The 21,836-nt window shown below is 44.6% G+C and carries 17 protein-coding genes; 12 read left to right on the top strand and 5 right to left on the bottom strand.

Annotated elements, in window-relative coordinates; all coding sequences use genetic code 11:
• The first annotated feature begins 74 nt into the window (after positions 1-74).
• Complete coding sequence (gene hpt / locus CW749_RS12445) at positions 75-608, top strand: hypoxanthine phosphoribosyltransferase (RefSeq protein WP_101112462.1); 534 nt, start codon at positions 75-77, stop codon at positions 606-608.
• An 87-nt stretch (positions 609-695) separates the two neighbouring features.
• On the opposite strand, the gene CW749_RS12440 is transcribed toward hpt, so the two are convergent.
• Positions 696-1,907 carry a multifunctional CCA addition/repair protein gene (locus CW749_RS12440; RefSeq protein ID WP_101112461.1) on the bottom strand — a complete coding sequence of 404 codons (1,212 nt, stop codon included), beginning with the start codon at positions 1,905-1,907 and terminating at the stop codon, positions 696-698.
• Positions 1,908-1,991: 84 nt separating this feature from the next.
• Between CW749_RS12440 and CW749_RS12435 the strand changes: the two genes are divergently transcribed.
• Together CW749_RS12435 and CW749_RS12430 are read left to right on the top strand one after the other, a co-directional pair.
• Positions 1,992-3,599: an ExeA family protein gene (locus CW749_RS12435; protein WP_101112460.1), complete on the top strand. Its 1,608-nt coding sequence runs from the start codon at positions 1,992-1,994 to the stop codon at positions 3,597-3,599.
• A gap of 63 nt (positions 3,600-3,662) precedes the next feature.
• The gene (locus tag CW749_RS12430) at positions 3,663-4,376 is read left to right on the top strand and encodes a general secretion pathway protein GspB (protein ID WP_180958396.1); all 714 of its coding nucleotides are present in this window, start codon (positions 3,663-3,665) and stop codon (positions 4,374-4,376) included.
• Between the two features lie 141 nt (positions 4,377-4,517).
• Here CW749_RS12430 and CW749_RS12425 read toward each other — a convergent pair whose 3' ends face one another.
• From CW749_RS12425 to CW749_RS12415, 3 genes are all read right to left on the bottom strand, one after another.
• Positions 4,518-5,129, bottom strand: a complete 612-nt coding sequence (locus CW749_RS12425) for a TIGR04211 family SH3 domain-containing protein (RefSeq protein WP_101112458.1) — start codon at positions 5,127-5,129, stop codon at positions 4,518-4,520.
• A gap of 165 nt (positions 5,130-5,294) precedes the next feature.
• Positions 5,295-6,554, bottom strand: coding sequence for an inorganic phosphate transporter (locus CW749_RS12420; protein ID WP_101112457.1), 1,260 nt, complete (start codon positions 6,552-6,554; stop codon positions 5,295-5,297).
• Between the two features lie 122 nt (positions 6,555-6,676).
• Positions 6,677-7,357, bottom strand: a complete 681-nt coding sequence (locus tag CW749_RS12415; protein WP_101112456.1) for a TIGR00153 family protein — start codon at positions 7,355-7,357, stop codon at positions 6,677-6,679.
• Between the two features lie 203 nt (positions 7,358-7,560).
• On the opposite strand from CW749_RS12415, the gene CW749_RS12410 reads away from it, so the two are divergent.
• The 4 genes from CW749_RS12410 to hldE all read left to right on the top strand — a co-directional run bounded on the left by CW749_RS12410 (position 7,561) and on the right by hldE (position 15,554).
• Positions 7,561-9,075: an inorganic triphosphatase gene (locus CW749_RS12410; RefSeq protein ID WP_101112455.1), complete on the top strand. Its 1,515-nt coding sequence runs from the start codon at positions 7,561-7,563 to the stop codon at positions 9,073-9,075.
• Positions 9,076-9,425: 350 nt separating this feature from the next.
• Positions 9,426-11,030 (top strand): methyl-accepting chemotaxis protein, encoded by a 1,605-nt coding sequence (locus tag CW749_RS12405; protein ID WP_101112454.1) that lies wholly within the window; start codon positions 9,426-9,428, stop codon positions 11,028-11,030.
• Positions 11,031-11,141: 111 nt separating this feature from the next.
• Complete coding sequence (gene glnE / locus CW749_RS12400; protein ID WP_101112453.1) at positions 11,142-13,991, top strand: bifunctional [glutamate--ammonia ligase]-adenylyl-L-tyrosine phosphorylase/[glutamate--ammonia-ligase] adenylyltransferase; 2,850 nt, start codon at positions 11,142-11,144, stop codon at positions 13,989-13,991.
• A 132-nt stretch (positions 13,992-14,123) separates the two neighbouring features.
• Positions 14,124-15,554: a bifunctional D-glycero-beta-D-manno-heptose-7-phosphate kinase/D-glycero-beta-D-manno-heptose 1-phosphate adenylyltransferase HldE gene (hldE, locus tag CW749_RS12395; RefSeq protein ID WP_101112452.1), complete on the top strand. Its 1,431-nt coding sequence runs from the start codon at positions 14,124-14,126 to the stop codon at positions 15,552-15,554.
• Between the two features lie 82 nt (positions 15,555-15,636).
• Here hldE and tolC read toward each other — a convergent pair whose 3' ends face one another.
• Entirely contained in the window at positions 15,637-16,941 is a 1,305-nt protein-coding gene (tolC, locus tag CW749_RS12390; protein WP_101112451.1) for an outer membrane channel protein TolC, read from the bottom strand.
• Between the two features lie 224 nt (positions 16,942-17,165).
• Between tolC and nudF the strand changes: the two genes are divergently transcribed.
• The 5 genes from nudF to parE all read left to right on the top strand — a co-directional run bounded on the left by nudF (position 17,166) and on the right by parE (position 21,833).
• The gene (nudF, locus tag CW749_RS12385) at positions 17,166-17,792 is read left to right on the top strand and encodes an ADP-ribose diphosphatase (protein ID WP_101112450.1); all 627 of its coding nucleotides are present in this window, start codon (positions 17,166-17,168) and stop codon (positions 17,790-17,792) included.
• Positions 17,793-17,795: 3 nt separating this feature from the next.
• Positions 17,796-18,221 carry a DUF1249 family protein gene (locus CW749_RS12380; protein WP_101112449.1) on the top strand — a complete coding sequence of 142 codons (426 nt, stop codon included), beginning with the start codon at positions 17,796-17,798 and terminating at the stop codon, positions 18,219-18,221.
• Between the two features lie 65 nt (positions 18,222-18,286).
• Positions 18,287-19,102 carry a 3',5'-cyclic-AMP phosphodiesterase gene (gene cpdA / locus CW749_RS12375; RefSeq protein WP_101112448.1) on the top strand — a complete coding sequence of 272 codons (816 nt, stop codon included), beginning with the start codon at positions 18,287-18,289 and terminating at the stop codon, positions 19,100-19,102.
• A gap of 1 nt (position 19,103) precedes the next feature.
• Positions 19,104-19,694, top strand: a complete 591-nt coding sequence (gene yqiA, locus CW749_RS12370; RefSeq protein ID WP_237322432.1) for an esterase YqiA — start codon at positions 19,104-19,106, stop codon at positions 19,692-19,694.
• A gap of 258 nt (positions 19,695-19,952) precedes the next feature.
• On the top strand, positions 19,953-21,833 hold the full coding sequence (gene parE, locus CW749_RS12365; protein ID WP_101112446.1) for a DNA topoisomerase IV subunit B: 1,881 nt from the start codon (positions 19,953-19,955) through the stop codon (positions 21,831-21,833).
• The last annotated feature ends 3 nt before the right edge of the window (positions 21,834-21,836 follow it).

The following is a 21,836-nucleotide window of genomic DNA, read 5'->3' as shown; positions in this document are numbered from 1 at the left end:
ACATTAACGAAAATTCAAATTATTGATAATGTGACTTTACCTGCAAAATCAGCCACTAACTAATTGAGAGCAGTATGAAACATACAGTTGAAGTAATGATTTCTGAGCAAGACGTTCAGGATCGAGTTATCGAATTGGGCAAGAAAATCACCGAGCGCTACAAAGATTCAGACAAAGAGTTGGTGTTGGTGGGACTGCTTCGTGGTTCATTTGTTTTTATGGCTGATCTGACGCGTGCCATTGGTAAGAATCATACTGTCGATTTCATGACCGCATCTAGCTATGGCAACGCGATGGAAAGCTCACGCGATGTGCGTATTTTGAAAGATCTGGATGATGACATCAAAAACAAAGACGTTTTGTTGGTGGAAGACATCATAGATACAGGTAACACATTGAGTAAAGTATGCGAAATTTTAGAAATTCGCGAGCCTGCTTCTATCGAGATTTGCACTCTTTTAGACAAACCCTCTCGTCGTGAAATTGCAGTCGATGCAAAATTCATTGGATTTGAAATTCCAGATGAGTTTGTTGTTGGTGTTGGTATCGATTACGCTCAGAAATACCGTAACTTACCTTACATTGGGAAAGTGGTTCCTCAAGAGTAAACGCTCGGTCTGTAATGCAAATAGAATAAACGCCACTATTGCGATAGTGGCGTTTGTGTAATGACGTTTGTATACGGTCTTTTGGTTTTACAATTCTTGAATAAAACGCAATCGCCGTTTGTCTAACTCTTCACGTATTTCTTTTCCCTGAAATCCATCCTGAATAACCTTTTGTACATCCGCTTGCAAAGCAGCCTGATAAGCTTGATTGAAGAGTTTCGATTGAGGGTAGGGGTTATCTTCTAAACCCAGCCGCCCGCGATGATCGGCTTCACAACAGATTAAGAGTTGAGCCAAGCGTTCAGGTTTACGCCACACATCCAATTTATTCAGTATTTTAAGTTTTGTTTTTGCTCTTAGTTCTTCTGCACGGTGCACATTGGTGTGATGTTCGCATACGACCAAGGCGGTTTCTCTGAACTCGTTGGGAATTTTAATGCGCTCACATAATTTCTTAATTATGTTGAGCCCTGTGTGGCAATGCATTTTGTGGCTCGGCCATTCTTCCTTCGGTGTTATCCCTTTCCCTAAGTCGTGAACTTGTGCTGCAAATCTAATGACGGGGTCTTGGCTCAAATCAGCGCCTTGCCTTGCAACCATCAACGTATGAATACCAGTATCGATTTCTGGGTGCCACTGCTCCGGTTGTGGGACACCAAATAAAGCGTCCAATTCTGGGAGGACGACTTCCAGAGCGCCACATTGTCTGAGTACCTCTAGAAATACGTCAGGTCTGTCTGTATTGAGAGATTTATGCCATTCCTGCCAAACCCGTTCAGGCGTCAAGTGTTCAAGCTCGCCGGATTGCGCTATCTTGGACATCAATTTCAGGGTTTCATCTGCGACAGTAAAACCTAATGAAGCCAGCTTGGCTGCGAACCGAGCCACGCGAAGAACGCGAAGAGGGTCTTCAACAAATGCATCAGACACGTGGCGCAAGATTTTGTTATTGAGGTCATGTTGACCGCCGTAAGGATCGACAATTCTTCCATCCTCGTGTTGAGCCATGGCATTGATGGTTAAGTCTCTTCGAAGGAGGTCGTCCTCAATCGTCACGTCAGGTGCAAAGTGACATTCAAAGCCTGTGTAACCATGCCCTGATTTTCGTTCGGTACGCGCTAATGCATATTCCTCATGACTTTCTGGATGCAAGAATACAGGAAAGTCTTTGCCGACAGCTTGGTACCTATTGGCGAGCATCTTTTCTGGTGAACTACCCACTACAACCCAATCCTTGTCGTGTACCGGAATACCCAGTAATTGGTCTCGCACAGCGCCACCGACTAAATATACGTCCAAGTTTGACCTCCTAATTATGCCTCGAGGCTTTACAAACCTCGTCACAATGGTAATTTGCCAGAATCTTAGCGAAGAGAGATAAGCATGTATAAGGATTTTTTCGGTTTCACGGAAATGCCATTCTCAATAGTACCGAGTTCTCGGTATTTGTATTTGAGTGCGCGTCACAGAGAAGCAATGAATCATCTTCAATCTGGTTTGGGTGAAGGTGGTGGGTTTGCAATGCTTACTGGTGAAGTTGGAACAGGCAAAACAACCGTTTCGAAAGCCATGCTTTCCGCGCTTGGAGAAGAAACCAAAGCGGCGCTCATTTTAAATCCAACCTATTCAAACCAAGATTTGTTGGAAGCGATTTGCGATGAGTTTGGTATTGAATACCCAGAATCAGCAAGCCTTAAGGTACTGACACAATCCATTCAGCGCTTCTTGCTTGATAACTATGCTGGTGGGTTTCAAACACTGTTAATCATTGATGAAGCACAGCATCTACTACCTGATGTGCTTGAGCAATTACGTCTTCTCACTAATTTAGAAACCGATAGCCAAAAACTCTTAAAAGTATTATTGATTGGGCAGCCTGAACTACAAGCAAAGTTGCAGACAACTGAATTGAGACAGCTTGCACAGCGCATTACTGGTCGCTATCACTTACTGCCGCTTAACCCTGCTGAAGTGAGCGAGTACATCGAGTTTCGACTTGGGTTAGCAAACGGAGCTCAAAGCACTTTTGAACCGGCTGCAATTAAAGTCATCGCAAAATATACTCAGGGCATACCTCGACTTATCAATCTGATCTGCGATAAAAGCCTGCAATATGCCAGCCAAAGTGGCGTCAAAGTTGTGAGTAAAGCGCGAGCCGAACAAGCCTGTCAGGATGTAATGGCGTTTCAAGCTCCCGTTCAAGGCACCGTGTCACCATCTTCTACTCCCTCTTCTGTTTGGCCAAATATATTGCTATTAACGGGAAGTGCAGCCCTCGCAACGTTTGCTTACTTCGCCACTCCTCTTGCCTTACAGAAGTGGATCCCTGCTCAAACTCCGGAAATTCAGGTTACGACTAAGACCATCCAAATCCCCGTTGCTGACACGCTATCGCCATATTTAAAGCGCAGTGAAGGTGAAACCAAAACGACATTAAAGTTGTTTGAGTTGTGGGGGCTGAAAGCCTCGGTTCGTGACACGGATTGTGAAAGGTCACGTTCATCCTACTATTGCTCCATTGAATCTGGGGGGCTGGATGATGTGATACAACAAAATCGCCCTGTTGTTTTTGCGCTGAATGTTGGCGATGAACGTCATTATGCGCTGCTGTATGCAGTGTCTGATGAAACTGCCCAAATTCTGGTTGGTGATGGTCGAGTAGAAGTGCCTGTTGGGTGGCTAGAACAACATTGGGCTGGCGAATACCGCGCTATTTGGCATGATCCAATAGCGGAAACTCTTAAACTTGGTCAGCAAGGTGAATCCGTTGCTAAGTTAGAGGTAATGCTTGCTAAAGCGCTTGGTGAAGCGTCACAGAGCAGTAATATTTTTGACGAAATATTGAAAGAGAAAGTGGAGGCTTTTCAGCGTTGGCAAGGGCTATTTGTTGATGGAATTGTAGGAGCGAAAACCTTGCAGTATCTGGATCTAATAGTGAATGACTCTGCCCCTTCACTGACTAAAACGACAGAGGTACCATCGGATGCTTAATGCCTTTATTGAAATAAAAGAATTATGGGTGTTCTGTCACTTCGCATTATGTGGTGGCATTCAATGAGCTATTTAAATACACCTTCAACGGGTTCGAGTCTTTTTAAAACGATGGTATTTGTCATTCCCGCCGTTTTGGTTTCTTCATGGCATTATTTAAATTATCAACCAGATAGCGCCCCGATAATCCAAGTTGAAACAGTAAAGACACAGCTTGCTAAAGTAATGGATTACCCCGAAGCTAAGCCGCTTAAGGATATGCCAACGGTGGATGGCTTACCTACTGAGGTGTTGTATGACTCGACAACGGAAACTGCGCGGGTAGTGAGCCCTCAAACACAGGAAAAATCTCAAACTGGGCTAAGGTCTCAAACGGATCAAAAGCTAACAGAGCAAAAGCCAACAGAGAAAAAGAAAGAAACGCTGGATAACTTAGATCTTTCCTCATTATCTCCAGAGTTAGCGTTAGCCGTTCAATCTGCCATTGACGATACGGCTAATCCAGACTCTAGCCGCTACAATGATGCACCAGTCGAAGCGACGCCCTTAGTGGGTAATGAACGCCGATTCCAGGGCAAGCTTCCTGCACTTAATCTGCAAACCCATATGTACGCGTCAAGTAAAGACCGACGCTGGGTTAAAGTGAATGGCAAGGAGTTAAAAGAGGGGGACTGGGTGGATGATAAAGTAATGATCGATAGCATTACCCCTAGAACAGTTGTTGTGGAGTTTGCTGGTCAGAAAATTGAATTACCAGCATTGCATGAATGGCGTTAGCTGCTGTTTTCAACAAAACTATTTTTCAAGAAACGCTACTTTTCAAGAAACACCATTTTTCAAGAAAGACTGTTTCTCATGAAATTCGGCGATCAAAAAAGGGCACATAACGTGCCCTTCTTGTTTTAATCTCTATTTGCATTAAGCCCAACCAGATGGCGCCTTTTTCCTACGAGGAATTAGATGGGGAAGAACCAATCCAAAGATAAGACCAATTCCCGCAACACCGCCACCGTACATGAAGTATTTCAATAGTAGGTCTTCTTTCTGCGTATCTAGCTTAGCGCGCAGTTCGCGTACTTCGCTTTGAGAAGCGGTGAGCTGCTTATTCATATCGGCGTAGTTCTTCTCAAGCTCTTTGATTTGTTCGTTACGAGCTTCAAGTGAGTCAACCAGCCCCGATTTCTCGTCGTCAGAGCTTCTACGAGCATTCGCGAGCTTCTCTTTCACTTCACCTAGCTCTTTTTCAAGTGCAGGTAATCGTTCAGCCATACTTGGGCGTGTGGACACGTATTTACTTTCTACCCAGCCTTTTCTGCCTTTGGAGTCGACAACTTGGCTGTATCCAGAATCTCGATTTGTTGCAACCAGTGTGATTTTGTCGCCTGCATTAACACTGCCGATGATTCGAAACTGATTGCTTGGTCCTGCGTGCATATAAGTGAATAAGTTGTCTGAGATGTAACGATCTTTTGCGAAGCTGACAGGCGCGACAAGCATGCTAAAGAGGGCCAGACAAATAAGTTTTTTCACGGTACGTCCCTTAACTGATGGAGTTGAACAACGTTTACGCCATTCATTTATTCTTAATTAGACAGAGATAGTATGAATTTTCAGGCAGTGGTGCAACAAAAGAGGGAGGCAAAGCCTCCCTTTCTGTGCGTTTGAGTCAATAATGACATGTGTCTAACAGAAGGCTTACAAAAATAAGCCTTGGATTGCATAGAAGAAGATGACTGCCAGTAATGCACCAGCTGGTAAAGTCACAACCCAAGATGCAACAATGTTACGTACAACGCCGAGGTTTAGTGCTGCGATACCACGTGCAAAACCGACACCTAATACCGCGCCCACTAACGTTTGAGTTGTGGAAATGGGTAAGCCAGTACCAGAAGCCAAAACAACCGTTGAAGCGGTCGCAAGCTGCGCAGCAAAACCACGGCTTGGTGTCAGTTCTGTAATACCCGTTCCTACGGTAGCCATCACTTTGTGACCCATAGTCGCCAAACCAACCACGATACCAATACCACCTAGTGGCAAGATCCACCATGCAATGGACGTTTTCGTAACGATTTCACCGAGGTTTTCAACGGTCGATACGACTGCTGATAGAGGACCAATCGCGTTCGCAACATCGTTGGAGCCGTGAGCAAATGCCATCGCACACGCAGTAATCACCATTAGCACACTGAAGATGCTCTCAACACCAGCAAAACTGTGGTCGTCTTCGCGGTGAGCAAATTTCTTCTGAATATAGAGGTAACCGCCAATCATGATTATACCCGATACACCAGCAGACCATAACCATGCTTCAGTGTTGCTTAAATGCAAGCCAACGTGTTTCAAACCTTTCTTAATGGTCACCAATGCGATCACCATGGTCGTGATGAACATGTATACTGGTACAAAACGTTTAGCATTAAACAGTGGGTTTTCGGTGTCGAAAATTAGGCGTTGCGCGCTGACGAATATCAGGTATGCAAATATCCCTGATATCAGCGGCGTTACAATCCAACTCCCAACAATGCCTTGAACTGATTGCCAATCAACGGCTTCAGTACCAACAGATACGCAAGCGAATCCGATAATTGCACCGATAATGGAGTGAGTGGTGGAGACCGGCCAGCCCATATAGGACGCAAGTAATAGCCACGTACCTGCTGCAAGAAGCGCAGACATCATGCCGTACACAAGCACGTCAGGCTGATCAGCAAAGAAGGAGGTCTCGATAACACCTTTACGGATAGTATCGGTTACTTCACCACCTGCTAAGTAAGCACCAGCAAATTCGAAAATCATTGCGATGATGATCGCTTGTTTTACCGTCAGCGCTTTAGAGCCAACTGACGTACCCATGGCGTTTGCTACATCATTGGCACCGATACCGATTGCCATTAAGAAGCCAAATAGTGCAGCCACTATAATAATGATAGTGCCGTAGTTCGCGAGGATATCCATCGTAATACCTAGTTGTTGGATAACGTATGAGAGGATTTTTGAACAAGCGCGCAACAAAGGCACACAAGCCTTCCGTGTGCCTTGATACAATCCAATCTCATGTTATGTGTTTCAGTTTTCGTTTATGAACGAGATAGCATCAGTTCAAGACGAGCGCCAACGCGCTGAGCTTGATCGGCGATGCCACCTACCCATTCTAAAATCTTGTATAAGAACATGATGTCGATCGGATTGTACTTCGATTCGATCGCCATTAGTTGCTGGCGCAATACAATTTGCATGGCATCGGTATCGTCTTCGATGGCATCCAATTGATTGATCATCTCGGCCACCAAAGTGACTTCTCGACCTTTAAAGCCAGTTTCCAATAATTCGTCTAATTCGCTGATGACTTTCTGAGCCTGATCGGCGGCATCAAGACAACGCTTAACGTATAAAATGAAGTTTTCCTGAAGTGGTTCTGGGATTTGCAATTGACGACCAATCACCCTACCTGCAATGTCTTTTGCAAGGTTGGCTAGCTTGTCTTGCTGCGTCAGCAAATCAAGCATATCGGTACGATCTACAGGCATGAATAAACCACGTGGCAGTTTCAGACGAATCTCACGTTTTAAGACGTCCGCTTCTCTCTCCAAGTGAGAGATTTGTGCACGAATTTCGCCTGCTTTTTCCCAGTCACCCTTAGCACTAACTTCAAAGAAGTTAACTAAGTGAGAGCAGCACTCGTTCACACACACAACGTGGCGTTGCAAAGGTTTAATTGGGGACTTTGCAAATAACCCCATAATTGTATTCACTGGCATGGCTATTCAACCTAAAAAATATAACCTATAAGAAACTTCAGCCATAAAGGCGAAATCTTGAACGATGGCTATAAAGTCGCGCATGTTAACCTAATCAATCCATCATTAAAACTGTTTTAGATCATCATTTGGGCGTTAATTGCCACTTGTCGACGATGGGATTAAGCAATATGCTTTCAGGGTCATCCGTTAAAGGTATAAATATGGAAACTGAGATAGAACTGAAGTTTTTCGTTTCACCTGAATTTTCAACGACTTTGGTAGCCAAAATAGCTGAAGAGAAAGTTCTTCAGCACAGTTGTCGAGAGCTGGGTAATACCTATTTCGATACACCAGAAAATTGGTTAAGACAACATGACATAGGTCTGCGAATTCGTCGTTATGATGATGTCTTTGTGCAAACAGTTAAAACTGCGGGGCGTGTTGTCGCTGGTTTACATCAACGACCTGAATATAACGCCGAACATACCAACAATATTCCCGACCTACACCTTCATCCTAGCGACATTTGGCCTAATGGCAAAGCAATAGACGCGTTGCAACAAGAACTTACTCCTATTTTTTCTACCGATTTCAAGCGTGAGCAATGGCTGATCAGCATGACGGATGGCAGCCAAGTTGAAGTGGCGTTTGATCAAGGTTGGGTGACGGCGGGTGACAACAAAGACGAAATTTGCGAAGTCGAGCTGGAGTTAAAGTCCGGACAAACCGATGCGCTGTTCAACCTTGCACGGATATTGTGTGAAGATGGCGGCATGCGTTTGGGTAACTTGAGTAAAGCGGCACGCGGATACCGATTGGCTTACGGTCATCAAGGTGATGAAGTTATGCCTCTATCGTTAGTGGCGACGGAAAGTTCTCACAACGCTGAGTATTGCCTTATTCAGTCTTTAGAGCATGCATTGGGTCACTGGCATTACCACGAGCAAATCTATGTAGAACGTGATGAGTTCGATGCTTTACACGAAATTGCACACTCAATTGGATTCATTCGCCAAACACTGTCGGTATTTGGGGGCATAGTTCCAAGGCGAGCAAGCGCTATTTTGCGACAAGAATTGATGTGGTTAGAAGATGAGCTGACTTGGCTCAAAGAGGCGGATTATCTTGATGAGCTGATGGACGATAAAGGGCATGCGTTGCGAAAGCTGGATGCGCGAAAGTGGCTTGTCGAACAGCTTGGCACTCAATTCCAAGCGTTACCAAGTAGAGAGCATTCGTTAAAACTTCTCAAATCCTCGCGCTATACACGATTGTTGCTTGATTTGAGCCGATGGATACTTACTCGTGGTTGGCAGCCGTTTCTTGATGACAAAGCGCGTGAGAAAATGGCACAAGACATACGAAGCTTTTCGGTCAAGCAACTTGATAGAACGTGGGCTGAATTGGTTGAAGCATTTCCAGCAGAGCGTCAATTGAACCGTCAAGAATACATTGACCAGCAATACCGCCTATCTAGAAATCTGTACACTGGGATCTGTTTTGCCTCTCTCTATGATACAGAAGATAGAAATGCATTCCGCTTACCTTGGGAAGATCTTAAGCAAGGTATTGACGATTTATTGATGTTGGAGCCGCTGCATAAATTGCTTCCAAGTTTAGAAGGTGAAAACCAAATGCAGCTGGAGCGGTGGTTGAACCGACAAGAAAACTCAATTTTGCATGCTATGGAGCAAACCCGCCAAATGAGTATCGATACGACCCCTTATTGGCAGTAAATCTCTCCTTTAAAGTGCACTTTATTGAATAGGTGCGCTTTAGTTTTTGGCTCATTGTGAGCTCATTTCTTTACCAAACTCAAAAAGTTACTACAGATTCCTGTGTCACCGCCGATACACAATTGACGGGATTTCCAACAATATGAGTGAACAACAAGCATTGGATCACAATTAGGGAAATCCATCAGCGAAAAGTGACAGGTAACTCAATGGCAACGAAGTGTCTTTGTTATCATCGTTTTTTCATACGAGGCGTAAAATAAATCTACAACTACAAAAAAATCCACGTCTCACAAAGAGTGCGGCAGTATTTGTTCGCAGGTAAATGAACACTATATGGAGTACGTACTATGGCGAGCATGAAGTTCAAGCCGTGGGAAAGAGTCATTACAGATATTCGGTTGGTACCAAAATTAGTGATGCTGATGGTATTCAGTACCGTCCTAATCATTGTTAAGCAACTTTGGGATGCGAATACTTTTTACGACTCTGTGGTTCTTGTCCAAAAAGACCAAGCGCAAGAAGTTTCCCATGCACAAGCTTCTTTTATTGACAGTGTTTTAAGAAGTAATGGGGAAGACGCGACATCGCTGGCGGAAAAAACCATTACTGCGTTGGTTAAAAGCCGCGACAACAACCATTACATCTATTTGGTTGAGCGCGATACTGGAAAAGTCCTAGGCCACCCTTCTGCAAGAACCATTTCTGATCTTTCTCAGTCAACGGAAAGCGGACAGCTTTTATCTGGTCTTATTAATAGTGCATCGGCTGGCTTTGGTTTTGAATTGGAAGGCGGTAACCGATTTGAGTATGCATCCAAATTAAGCAGTGCAGATTGGTTTGTTATTGCCTCTCAAAGCGGAGATGTTGCTCAGGCTCGCTATGACGATTATCTATCGCAAATCTTTTGGCAAACTTTGGTGATGATCATTGTGTTTGTTGCTCTGTTACTTGGCGCTGCGCGAATTATGCTGCGTCAAACTCAGTACATTGCTTCAAGTATACAAAGAATGGCAGACAAAGACCTATCGACACCCATCAACCTAGAATGCAAAGACGAGTACGGCGATCTTGCTCGTGAGCTTGAGCGAACACGCTCTCAGCTACAAGAGGTGATCAAACTTCAAGTCGATTCTTCTCAAGAGCTATCTGCCCTTACGGAAGTGATGACGATTAGCATGTCGGAAACCAAAGATTCTGCTCAAGAAGAGTTTAACGAGATCGACCAACTCGCCACGGCAATGAGCGAAATGACGACAACCGTTCAGACAGTCGCAGAACATGCTCAAAGTGCTTCATCTGTGACTGAAAATGCATCGAGTCAAGCTCAGCAAGGTCAGCGATTTGTGCAAGATACCGTAGGTAAGATGAGTGAGCTCTCAGGTGACATCTCTGAGTCTGCTCAGGCTGTGAACCAAGTAGAAGAACGCGTAGAAGCCATTGGTAGCGTTGTTGGGACGATTCAAGGTATATCTGAACAGACCAATCTTTTGGCACTGAATGCGGCAATTGAAGCAGCACGCGCAGGTGAAGCTGGTCGTGGTTTTGCGGTGGTTGCAGATGAAGTTCGAAACCTCGCTCAAAGAACGCAAGGTGCGACGATTGAGATTCAAGAAATGATTACTCAACTTCAAACCAGTGCAAATTCGGCGGTTGAGTTAATGGAAAAAAGTGTGGTTGAAGCCGCAGAAGGTGTGGAGCTGGTTACCAATGCTGGCACCGAGCTGGATGGCATTGTTGCTCAAGTGAGCCAAATCAATGACATGAATTTCCAAATTGCGACGGCGGCAGGACAACAAAGTACGGTCGCTGAAGAGATGAACCAAAACCTAGACAATGTTCGAGAGCTGGTTGAGGCCTCTGTTGTTGTGGTTGGTGAGCTGTTAGAAACCTCAGAGATCATGCAAGCTAACGCTGAAGAACTGGATGGGAAAATACAGTCATTTAATGTTTAATCTATTTTTAAACTCATAAATGCAAATAGCGCTCACATTTCATATGTGGGCGTTTTTTTATGTGATATGGTAAATCGAACAAACCACCTAACTCGTTGACAGGGATGAACAATGACCTTACCGACGCCCATTGCTGAACAAGCCCAATTCTCACGCCAGAAAATAGAAGAACAGTATCCTTCAGTTTTTGACACTTGGCCTCAAGCCAAATTGTCGGATCTTGAGCGCGTTTTAGGATTGAGTGATTTTATCGCCGACAGCATGCAGCGAGACGAGAAGCTTTGTCAGCGTTTGCCTGAAATGCTTTCAACACAAAACCGAGCAGACGATTATCGTGATAGGTTGAAAAAACAGTTAGCTAAATGTGTTGATGAAAACGCCATGATGAAAAAGCTGCGCGAGTTTAGGCGTCGAGAAATGGTGTATATAGCTTGGCGAGATTTTACGGGATCTTGGTCACTGGAAAATAGCCTCCTCCATTTATCTTCACTAGCCGAAGCACTGATCTTTGAGACTTATAGGCACCTTTATCAAACCAGTTGTAAAGAGTGGGGAACACCGTGCAATGAAAATGGTGAAGCACAGCCGATGCTGATCATTGGTATGGGCAAGTTAGGCGGTGGTGAGCTCAATTTTTCTTCAGATATCGATCTTATTTTTACCTATCCCGAAAATGGAGAAACTCAAGGTACGCGCCGCAGTATTGCTAATGCGCAATTCTTCACTCGCTTAGGGCAGCGAATGATCAAAGCACTCGATCAGCAAACGTTTGATGGCTTTTGTTATCGTGTAGATATGCGATTGAGACCTTTTGGCGAAAGTGGACCGTTGGTGATGAGCTATGCAGCGCTAGAAGACTATTACCAGGAGCAAGGGCGAGATTGGGAACGATACGCCATGATTAAAGCTCGGGTTATGGGGCGTGAAATGTACCCAGAGTATCAGGAACTGCGGGGCATGCTTCGCCCATTCGTCTTTAGACGCTATATCGACTTCAGTGCCATTCAATCTCTTCGTCGCATGAAATCCATGATCAGCACCGAAGTGCGCCGACGCGGATTGTCGGACAATATAAAGCTTGGTGCTGGTGGCATACGTGAAGTGGAATTTATCGCTCAAGTCTTTCAATTAATCCGTGGAGGGCGTGAACCTAGCCTAAGAGGCAGAGGTTTACTGGAAACACTCGACGCAATTGAAGCCAAAACATTGTTATCTGAAATTGAAGTTCAGCATTTGAGAGAAGGGTATCTATTCCTTCGAAAACTCGAAAATTTAATTCAAGCTATTGGCGATCAGCAAACTCAAACCTTGCCAGACAAAGAGTTGGATCAACAGCGTTTGGTTGTCGCGATGAAATCATCAAATTGGGATACGCTGCGCGACTCGATTGACGGGCATATGTCCAACATCCACGCTGTTTTTGAACAACTTATTGGTGATGAAGAGGAAGAAGCTCAAACAGTGTCTAAGCACTTCAAGGAAATGTGGGATCTTGCCAATACAGAAGATGTATTGATGCATATTTTCGAAGATGACCTCAAAGTCGAATCCCCAGAACCGATGGTGAAGACCATTATGGGCTTTAAAAAGGATTTGGCGAAAAAAACGTTGGGTCCACGTGGTCGCGAAGTATTGAATCGATTGATGCCTAAGATTTTCCACGCACTCTTTAATCACAAAGATGCTGAGTTTGGTTTGTCCCGGGTGTTACATCTGCTTCACAATATTTGTACTCGCACAACCTATCTCGAGCTTCTTGATGAGCATCCGGCAGCCCTTACGCAGTTAGTGAGACTGTGTACGGCAAGCCCCATGATATCGGAGCAGCTTTCCCGTTATCCCATACTTCTTGATGAGCTTTTGGATCCGCAGCACCTCTATAATCCAACTCCACCAACCGAGTACAAGTCCGAGTTGCGAGATTACTTAGCACGTATTCCAGAAGACGATATGGAGCAGCAAATGGAGGCGCTACGACAGTTTAAGCAAATTTGCATACTGCGTATCGCCGCGGCGGATATCGCAGGTGTGTTACCTGTAATGAAAGTGAGTGACCACCTAACCTATTTAGCTGAAGCCATAGTAGAAGCCGTAGTCGGGCAAGCTTGGCTACAAGTGACAGAAAAATATGGCGAGCCAACCCACCTGAAAGAGCGAGAAGGTAAAGGTTTTGCTGTTATCGGTTACGGTAAAGTCGGAGGTTGGGAGCTTGGGTATAATTCTGATCTCGATATTGTGTTCATGCACGACTGTCCTGTACACGTGAATACGGATGGGAAAAAAGAAATCGATGGCAGGCAATTCTACCTGCGCTTGGCCCAACGAATCATCCACATATTTTCAGTTCGTACGGCTTCTGGCATTTTGTATGAAGCCGATACAAGGCTCCGACCTTCAGGAGCATCTGGCATGTTGGTCAGCCCGACTGATGCATTTGAAGAATATCAACTGCAAGACGCGTGGACGTGGGAACACCAAGCTTTAGTCAGAGCTCGCGCTATATACAGTGATGCGCCGTTAAAGTCTGCTTTTGAAGCAACGAGAGCAAAAGTATTATCTGCAAAACGAGATCAAAGCAAACTCAAAAAAGACGTGGTAGATATGCGTGAGAAAATGCGCAGTCACCTTGGGGGGAAAAAGGCAGGACGATTCATGCTGAAGCAAGATCCCGGTGGCATTACCGATATTGAATTTTTGGTTCAATATTTGGTCTTAAATTTCAGTTCAGAATCCCCGTCGCTATTGACGTATTCTGATAACGTTCGGATTCTTGAAGCGGCAGCAAATTTATCGTTGTTGCCAGCGCAACAAGCAGCCAAGCTGACTTCTGCCTACACCGCATTAAGAGACGAAATTCATCACCGGAACTTATTAAATCAAGACGCTGATGTAGCGGAATCGCGATTCCAAGATGAAAGAGAATGCGTTGTGTATTCATGGAATGAATGGCTGATTGACTGAATAGCCATTGAAGTAGTTAGAGATATACCCAAGTATCTTGAGGTTACTTGGGTATAGACTCTGACCTTACAGTTTTTTTGCGTCTGGCGGCTATGTTACTATTCCGCCGGATTTGTATTTTTGGAGACAAACATGAAACCAATTTTGCCGGACTACACTCAATCTGGAGTGCTGATTGTTGGCGATGTAATGCTCGATCGTTACTGGTACGGACCAACAGGTCGCATCTCACCAGAAGCACCAGTACCTGTTGTTAAAGTTGAAGACAACGAAGAGCGTCCGGGCGGTGCGGCAAACGTGGCAATGAATATTGCTAGCCTTGGTGGTCATGCCCATCTAGTTGGTTTAACGGGACAAGATGAACCCGCTCAGGTGCTGAGTGAACAATTAACGTCTCTAAAAGTGAAGTGTGACTTTGTTTCACTTCCAGATTTCCCAACCATTACCAAGCTCCGCGTGATGAGCCGTGGTCAGCAGCTTATCCGATTAGATTTTGAAGACAGTTTTGAAAATACTGACGCGCAGTATGTACTGGATCGAATGGAAAAAGCGTTACCAAGCGTGAAATCGGTCATTCTATCTGACTATGCAAAAGGGGCGTTAGAACACGTTCAGCAGTTCATCCAGAAAGCACGTTCAGCCAATGTCCCTGTGTTTATCGACCCAAAAGGGGCTGACTTTGAACGCTATCGTGGGGCTACATTGCTTACGCCTAACATGGCTGAATTTGAGTTAGTTGCTGGCAAAGTTAAAAATGAAGAAGAGCTTGTAGAAAAAGGGCTAGCTCTGATTGAAGAATTTGATTTCGAGGCGCTGCTGGTGACTCGAAGTGAGCATGGTATGACTTTGCTCCGTAAAGGTCAGGAACCTTTCCATCTTCCAACTCAAGCGAAAGAAGTGTTTGATGTTACAGGTGCAGGCGACACGGTTATTTCTGTGCTTGCTGCCTCCGTCGCTGCTGGTAAGGCAATAGATGAAGCCTGTGCACTAGCGAACGCCGCCGCTGGGGTTGTTGTTGGAAAGCTTGGTACTTCTACATTATCAACCATCGAATTGGCAGAAGCGGTACATGGTAGCCAAGATACCGACTACGGTGTAATTGGTGAGCATGAGCTGATTGCAGCGGTTAAACAAGCGCGCGCGAAAGGTGAAAAAGTGGTAATGACCAACGGCTGCTTTGATATTTTGCATGCTGGTCACGTGTCCTACCTTAACCATGCCGCCGAGCTCGGCGACAGGCTCATTGTTGCTGTAAATACGGATGCTTCTGTGAAAGCGTTGAAAGGACCGGGTAGACCCGTTAACTCAACAGATCGCCGAATGGCGGTATTGGCCGGTTTGGGCGCTGTTGATTGGGTTGTCCCATTCAGCGAAGAAACGCCACAGCGTCTGATATCTGAAGTTCTCCCGAGTTTGTTGGTAAAGGGGGGAGACTACAAACCAGAAGAGATTGCTGGTGGTAAAGAAGTCATTGATGCTGGCGGTGAAGTGCGAGTGTTAAACTTCGAAGATGGGTGCTCTACTACTGAGATTATTGAAGCAATCAAAGGTGGGCGTGGTTAAGCACTGCCTACTTTGGTCATGAACAATCAAAAAACGACGCTAAAGCGTCGTTTTTTATTAGTCTTTCAATATTTTGTATCGATTAACTTACAGGTTTAAGCCCTGTGTTAATATCCAAAACATCTTGCTCATTCAGTGTGCCCACGGCTTGACGTAACTGCAGTACACTCAAAATATAGTTATAACGAGCGTCAGACAGGTTACGGTTGGCATCGTACAAACGACGGGTAGAATCCAACACATCAACTATGGTTCGAGTACCCACATCAAATCCAGCTTCGGTTGCTTCAAGCGCAGACTGCGCAGAAACGACAGATTGGTTGTAAGCGCGAATTGCGCCGATGGTCGCATTAATGTTGTTGTAATGAGCACGTACATCTTTTACGACTGTACGGTAAGTCTTCTCTAAATTCTGACTCGCTTCGACATATTTTGCTTCCGCTTGTTTAACCAGCGATGTGGTGTTACCACCGGTGTAAAGTGGTACAGACAAGTTCAAGCCAATGTTAAAGTCGTTGAAATCTCCATTACCAGTGCCGCCCTCAGTACCAGAAATGTCGGTGAAGTTATAACCGCCATCTAGCGTTAGACTTGGTAAGTGACCAGCGTCGGCTAATGAGATTGAGTCTTTCGCGATATCTTGTGCGATGCGTTTAGTCAGCAGCGCTAAATTTTCTTGTTGCGCCTGTTCGATCAATGCTTGTGTTGATGCATCGGGTCTAGCCGCAGAGAAACGTTTTGTATCAAGAATGGCAATTTTCTGATGCTCTTCACCTGTAATTTCACGCAAAGCTTCGTAGCTGTTTGCTAGCGTGTTTTCTTGAAGTACTTCAGATGCTAATACACTGTCGTATTGTGCTTGTGCATCGTGTACGTCAGTAATCGCTGATAGACCAACTTCAAAACGTTGTTTGGTTTGTTCAAGCTGGCGAGCAACCGCTGCTTTTTCGGCGCGTACAAAATCAAGACTGTCTTGAGCTCGCAATACTTCGAAATACGCAGTTGCAACACGCAATATCAGACCTTGTTGCTCTGCAGCGTATGCTGAGTCAACTTGTCGAGCGCTCTTCTCTGCCTGATCAAGGCTTACCCAGCTACTTCGGTTGTAAAGCTCTTGCTTTAAGCCAACCCCAGCCGTCAGAGAGTTACTGTCGCGTGAGTTTAAACTGCTTTGTCGTATGTTGTAGCCAGCAGTGAGATTAATTTGAGGAAGCAAAGTACTGCGAGAGCTATTAACGGCTTCAAATGCTGCTTCGCGTTGTGCGGCGGCGCTTAGTAATTGAGGATCGTTTTGTTTTGCTAAATCGTAAATTTCAGCTAGGTTATCTGCCCAGGCTGCATTACTGCCCAGTGCAGCGGTAATCAATAGTGGAAGCAGCTTTTTCATTTTGCCTTTCCTGCCTTGTAATATAAAAATTGAAGCAATGCGAGTGTAACGCAACTCGCTTGATTTTTATGCCTATCTTTGCATTTTTAGCAATTTATCGCTGAGATGCACAGCAAATAAATTATTCATTTAAATATTTTTGCAATCATTATCAAAAAAGTTGAGCGCAATCATTGGAGATATCAGGATACAATGATTAGAATTCTCATCTCCGGAGACACGCAATGCAGCAATCAGACAACAAACATCAACAGTTTACTCCACAAGATGTAAAAATCATCTCAAGAAAATCGCTTTATCGAGGCTTTTTCTCGATGGTGAAATACACATTCCAGCACAAATTGTTTGCTGGTGGTTGGAGTAACCCCGTTGAACGCGAAATGTTTGAAAGAGGTCATGCCGCTGCGATGTTGCCCTATGACCCTATCGAAGACAAAGTTGTTTTGATTGAGCAAATTCGAGTTGGGGCGCTTGAACATAATAGCCCATGGCAACTCGAAATTGTGGCTGGTGTAATCGACACTGATGAATCTTCTGAGGAAGTTGTCCGCCGCGAAGCCGTTGAAGAGGCCGGAGTTGAAATTGGGAAAATCGAAACCATAACGAGTTATTACCCCTCTTCAGGAGGTTGTTCTGAAAAGTTGGATGTTTTCATTGGTCAGGTAGCGGCATCAAGCGCTAAAGGCATTCATGGCTTAGACTATGAAGATGAGGACATAAAAGTGCATGTGATGAGTCGCCAAGAAGCTTACCAGCTTGTTAGGGACGGAATTATTGAGAATGGTGCCTCAATAATTGCACTGCAATGGTTGGAATTGCATCATGAAGAACTAAAATCTCGATGGAAGTAAAGAATGTTGAATAAGCCATATCATGTTGATCTTGCAGCTCTCATGAGAGTCTACGAGACCAATTACGCCAAATTGAATGCATTGCTGCCAGGGCAGCCCAATGTCGGTGACGTGCGTTCCTATCAAGTGGCGTCAATGGCTTATCAGTTGGAAGTGAGTGAAGTGACCAAATACACCACTCTCATTGATGTGTGTCAGTGTGATGAACAACCCGTTTTTCCACTTCCGAAGATGACTGTAAGACTTTATCACGATGCTCGTGTTGCAGAAGTGTGTGCAAGCGAGCAGATTTCTCGTGTCTTTGCTCGTTATGATTACCCCAATACAAAAATGGTGCAAAAGGATGAAAAGTTTCAACTTAACCAATTTTTAGGTGAGTGGCTTACATTCTGTCTTAAGAACGGTATTAGCCGAAGCCCCATTTACTAAGCACCGACGTTACAAAAGCCAACGTTATCAAAAAATAGTGTAGAGAGATTTAGCCAGGTTTTATTTTGAAATTGTCCTTAGATTCAAATCGCGATATCAGACTATTGCAGATTACTGACACTCATTTGTTTGAACCTGAAGACGGGTGTTTGTTGAGTGTTAACACCCAAGATAGTTTTCATGCTGTTGTAAATACGGTTATTTCTCGGAAGCTGGAATTCGAAGCCATTCTGGCAACAGGTGATATTTCGCAAGATCACACAGCCGCTTCTTATCAGAAATTTGAAGAAGGCATTGCTCCGTTAAAGAAGCCATGTTTTTGGTTGCCCGGCAATCACGATTTCAAACCGGGTATGCACAGTATTTTCCCGTCTACGCAAATTAAGACAACTTCGCATGTGGTGCTTAATAATAAGTGGCAGATCATTTTACTGGATAGCCAAGTTGAAGGGGTTCCTCATGGGCGACTGAGCCAAGAACAGTTAGATTTACTTGAATCTAAACTGACTGAGTTTCCTGACCACCGCACCATTGTTCTTCTGCATCACCATCCTGTATTGGTAGGCAGCCACTGGCTTGATCAGCATACTTTAAAAGATGCCGATGACTTTTGGTCAGTGTTGAGCCATCACCAAAATGTAGAAGCTGTACTTTGTGGACATGTTCATCAAGACTTTGATGTTATGTATCAGGGGGTAAGAGTAGTGGCGACACCTTCAACCTGTGTGCAATTTAAACCAAACTCCGATGATTTTGCGTTAGATAATGAATCACCAGGTTGGCGTATGCTCACTCTTACTCGAGAGGGTGAACTAAAACTGGAGGTCGGGCGACTGTCCGATGGTGAGTTTCTCCCCGATTTTTCTGCCGGAGGCTACTAATTTGAGTGAAAATAAGCCCTCATTGTTGCTGTATATACATGGGTTTAACAGTTCCCCTCAGTCGCACAAAGCGAATGTAATACTAGAGTGGTGCAGTGAAAACCGACCAGACATCAAAGTTATCGCACCGCAGCTTCCTTGCTATCCACAATTCGCCGCCGAGTTTCTACTTGAAACGGTAAAAAAATATCAGACAGACTATCAAATAGGATTGATTGGCAGTTCTCTAGGCGGATATTTATCGACTTGGCTAAATGCGCATTTTGGTTTTAGAGCTGTTCTGGTGAACCCAGCAGTGAAACCTTATGAATTGCTTGCAGATTACTTAGGGAAGCAAGTTAACCCCTATACTCAAGAAGAATATGTGCTAGAAGAAAAGCATATGGCTGAGCTTAAGGCTCTCGATGTAGATACAATTAAACATCCACAAGATTTCTGGTTACTTCAACAAGAAGATGACGAAGTATTGGATTATCGGCAAGCTGTTACACGATATAAAGATGCAAAACAAACGGTCGAGAAAGGTGGAGACCACAGTTTTGTTGGCTTTGAAAGGTATCCTCAAGAAATTATTGAGTTCTTACGAATTTAACCCGGTAGTCTAAAAATTTAAACACAGAGGAGCAGATAACCCAAGTTGGGATGGGGTCATAATTTTGAGGTTTACTTACCTCGGTCGCTTGACATCCCCTTGTCTGTTCCAGAGTATGTTCCATCATAGTTTTATCATTGTGCTTTTGATGTCTTTTTCTACAACTAGGCGCAACTTTCCACAATGTCACCAAAAAACTTAACAATCACGCATCAAAGTGCTGATTGCATTCTAATCATTTGAGTATTATTCCGTATTATGACTGAACAATATAATGCGAAAGACCTGTCTGTTCTTGAAGGTCTCGACCCAGTACGACACCGTCCAGGTATGTATACCGAAACTGAGCGTCCAAACCATCTTGCACAAGAGGTTATCGACAACTCAGTCGACGAAGCACTTGCTGGGCATGCAAAGAAGATAAAAGTCATTCTGCATAGCGACCAATCACTAGAAGTGATCGATGATGGTCGAGGTATGCCCGTCGACATTCACCCTGAGAAAGGTATTTCGGGTGTGGAACTTATTATGACCAAGCTCCATGCTGGCGGTAAGTTTTCCAACGACAACTATAAATTTTCTGGTGGATTACACGGTGTAGGTATTTCCGTTGTTAACGCCCTATCCAAACGTGTTGAAGTAACAGTCAAACGTGATGGTCAGGTGCATGAAATTGCATTTGAGGGTGGCACGACAGTCAGTGATTTAACCGTGACGGGCACTTGTGGGCATCGTAATACAGGAACCTCTGTTCACTTCTGGCCTGACGCTAAGTATTTTGATAGCGCCAAATTCTCTGTTATTCGGTTGATCAATAACCTCCGTGCGAAAGCGGTATTATGCCCTGGGCTAGAAATCACATTTAGCGATAAGGTAAATAACGAAGAACACAAATGGTTCTATGAAGATGGTTTAAAAGACTACCTTGCTGAAGGTGTGAAAGGCTATACCGTTCTTCCAGAAGAGCCTTATATCGGCGACTTTTCTGCTGAAACGGAAATGGCGACATGGGCCGTGATTTGGCAGCCTGAGGGCGGCGAAATGATCACAGAGAGCTACGTAAACTTGGTTCCCACCAAGCAGGGTGGTACTCACGTTAATGGTCTTCGCCAAGGTCTTTTGGATGCCATGCGTGAATTCTGTGAGTTTCGAAACTTATTACCACGCGGCATCAAACTGACGGGTGATGATGTATTTGACCGCTGTTCTTATGTTCTGTCGGTAAAAATGCAAGACCCTCAATTTGCGGGGCAAACCAAAGAGCGCCTATCTTCTCGTCAAACTGCGGCATTTGTCTCAGGTGTCGTGAAAGATGCTTTTAGCCTTTGGTTAAATGAAAAGCCGCAATTGGCTGAGCAACTAGCGGAAGTGTGTATTGCTAATGCGCACCGCCGTATGCGAGCAAGCAAAAAAGTCGTACGTAAGAAAATCGCATCCGGTCCAGCGCTTCCAGGTAAATTAACCGATTGTTCGGTTCAAGACTTAAGCCGCACTGAGATCTTTTTCGTGGAAGGGGATTCAGCGGGTGGTAGTGCAAAACAAGCACGAGATCGTGAGTTCCAAGCGGTGATGCCACTTCGCGGTAAAATACTGAATACATGGGAAGTGTCTGCAGATCAGGTATTGGCTTCTCAGGAAGTACACGACATTTCGGTTGCTTTAGGAATTGATCCGGATAACGACAACCTAGACGGTCTGCGTTACGGTAAAATTTGTATTCTTGCGGATGCGGACTCTGATGGTCTTCATATCGCTACGCTTTTATGTGCCCTGTTTACTCGCCACTTCCGTGCGTTAGTAGAAGCTGGTCATATTTACGTTGCAATGCCTCCTTTGTATCGAATCGACTGTGGTAAAGAAGTTTTCTACGCCTTAGACGATGACGAAAAAGAAGGGGTATTGGAGCGCCTTTCTAAGAAGAAAGCCAAAATCAACGTTCAGCGATTCAAAGGTTTGGGTGAAATGAACCCACTCCAGCTGCGTGAAACAACCATGGATCCCAATACGCGTCGCTTGGTTCAATTAACCATAGATGACAGCGATGCAACCATGGAAATGATGGATATGTTGCTTGGTAAGAAACGTGCGGATGACCGCCGTACTTGGTTACAAAGCAACGGTGATTTGGCTGAGGTTTAATAG

The sequence above is a fragment of the Vibrio sp. vnigr-6D03 genome (assembly GCF_002835515.1).
GTDB lineage: Bacteria > Pseudomonadota > Gammaproteobacteria > Enterobacterales > Vibrionaceae > Vibrio > Vibrio penaeicida.
The sequence above is the reverse complement of the archived record's forward strand: the minus strand, read 5'-3'. Positions and strand labels throughout refer to the sequence as shown.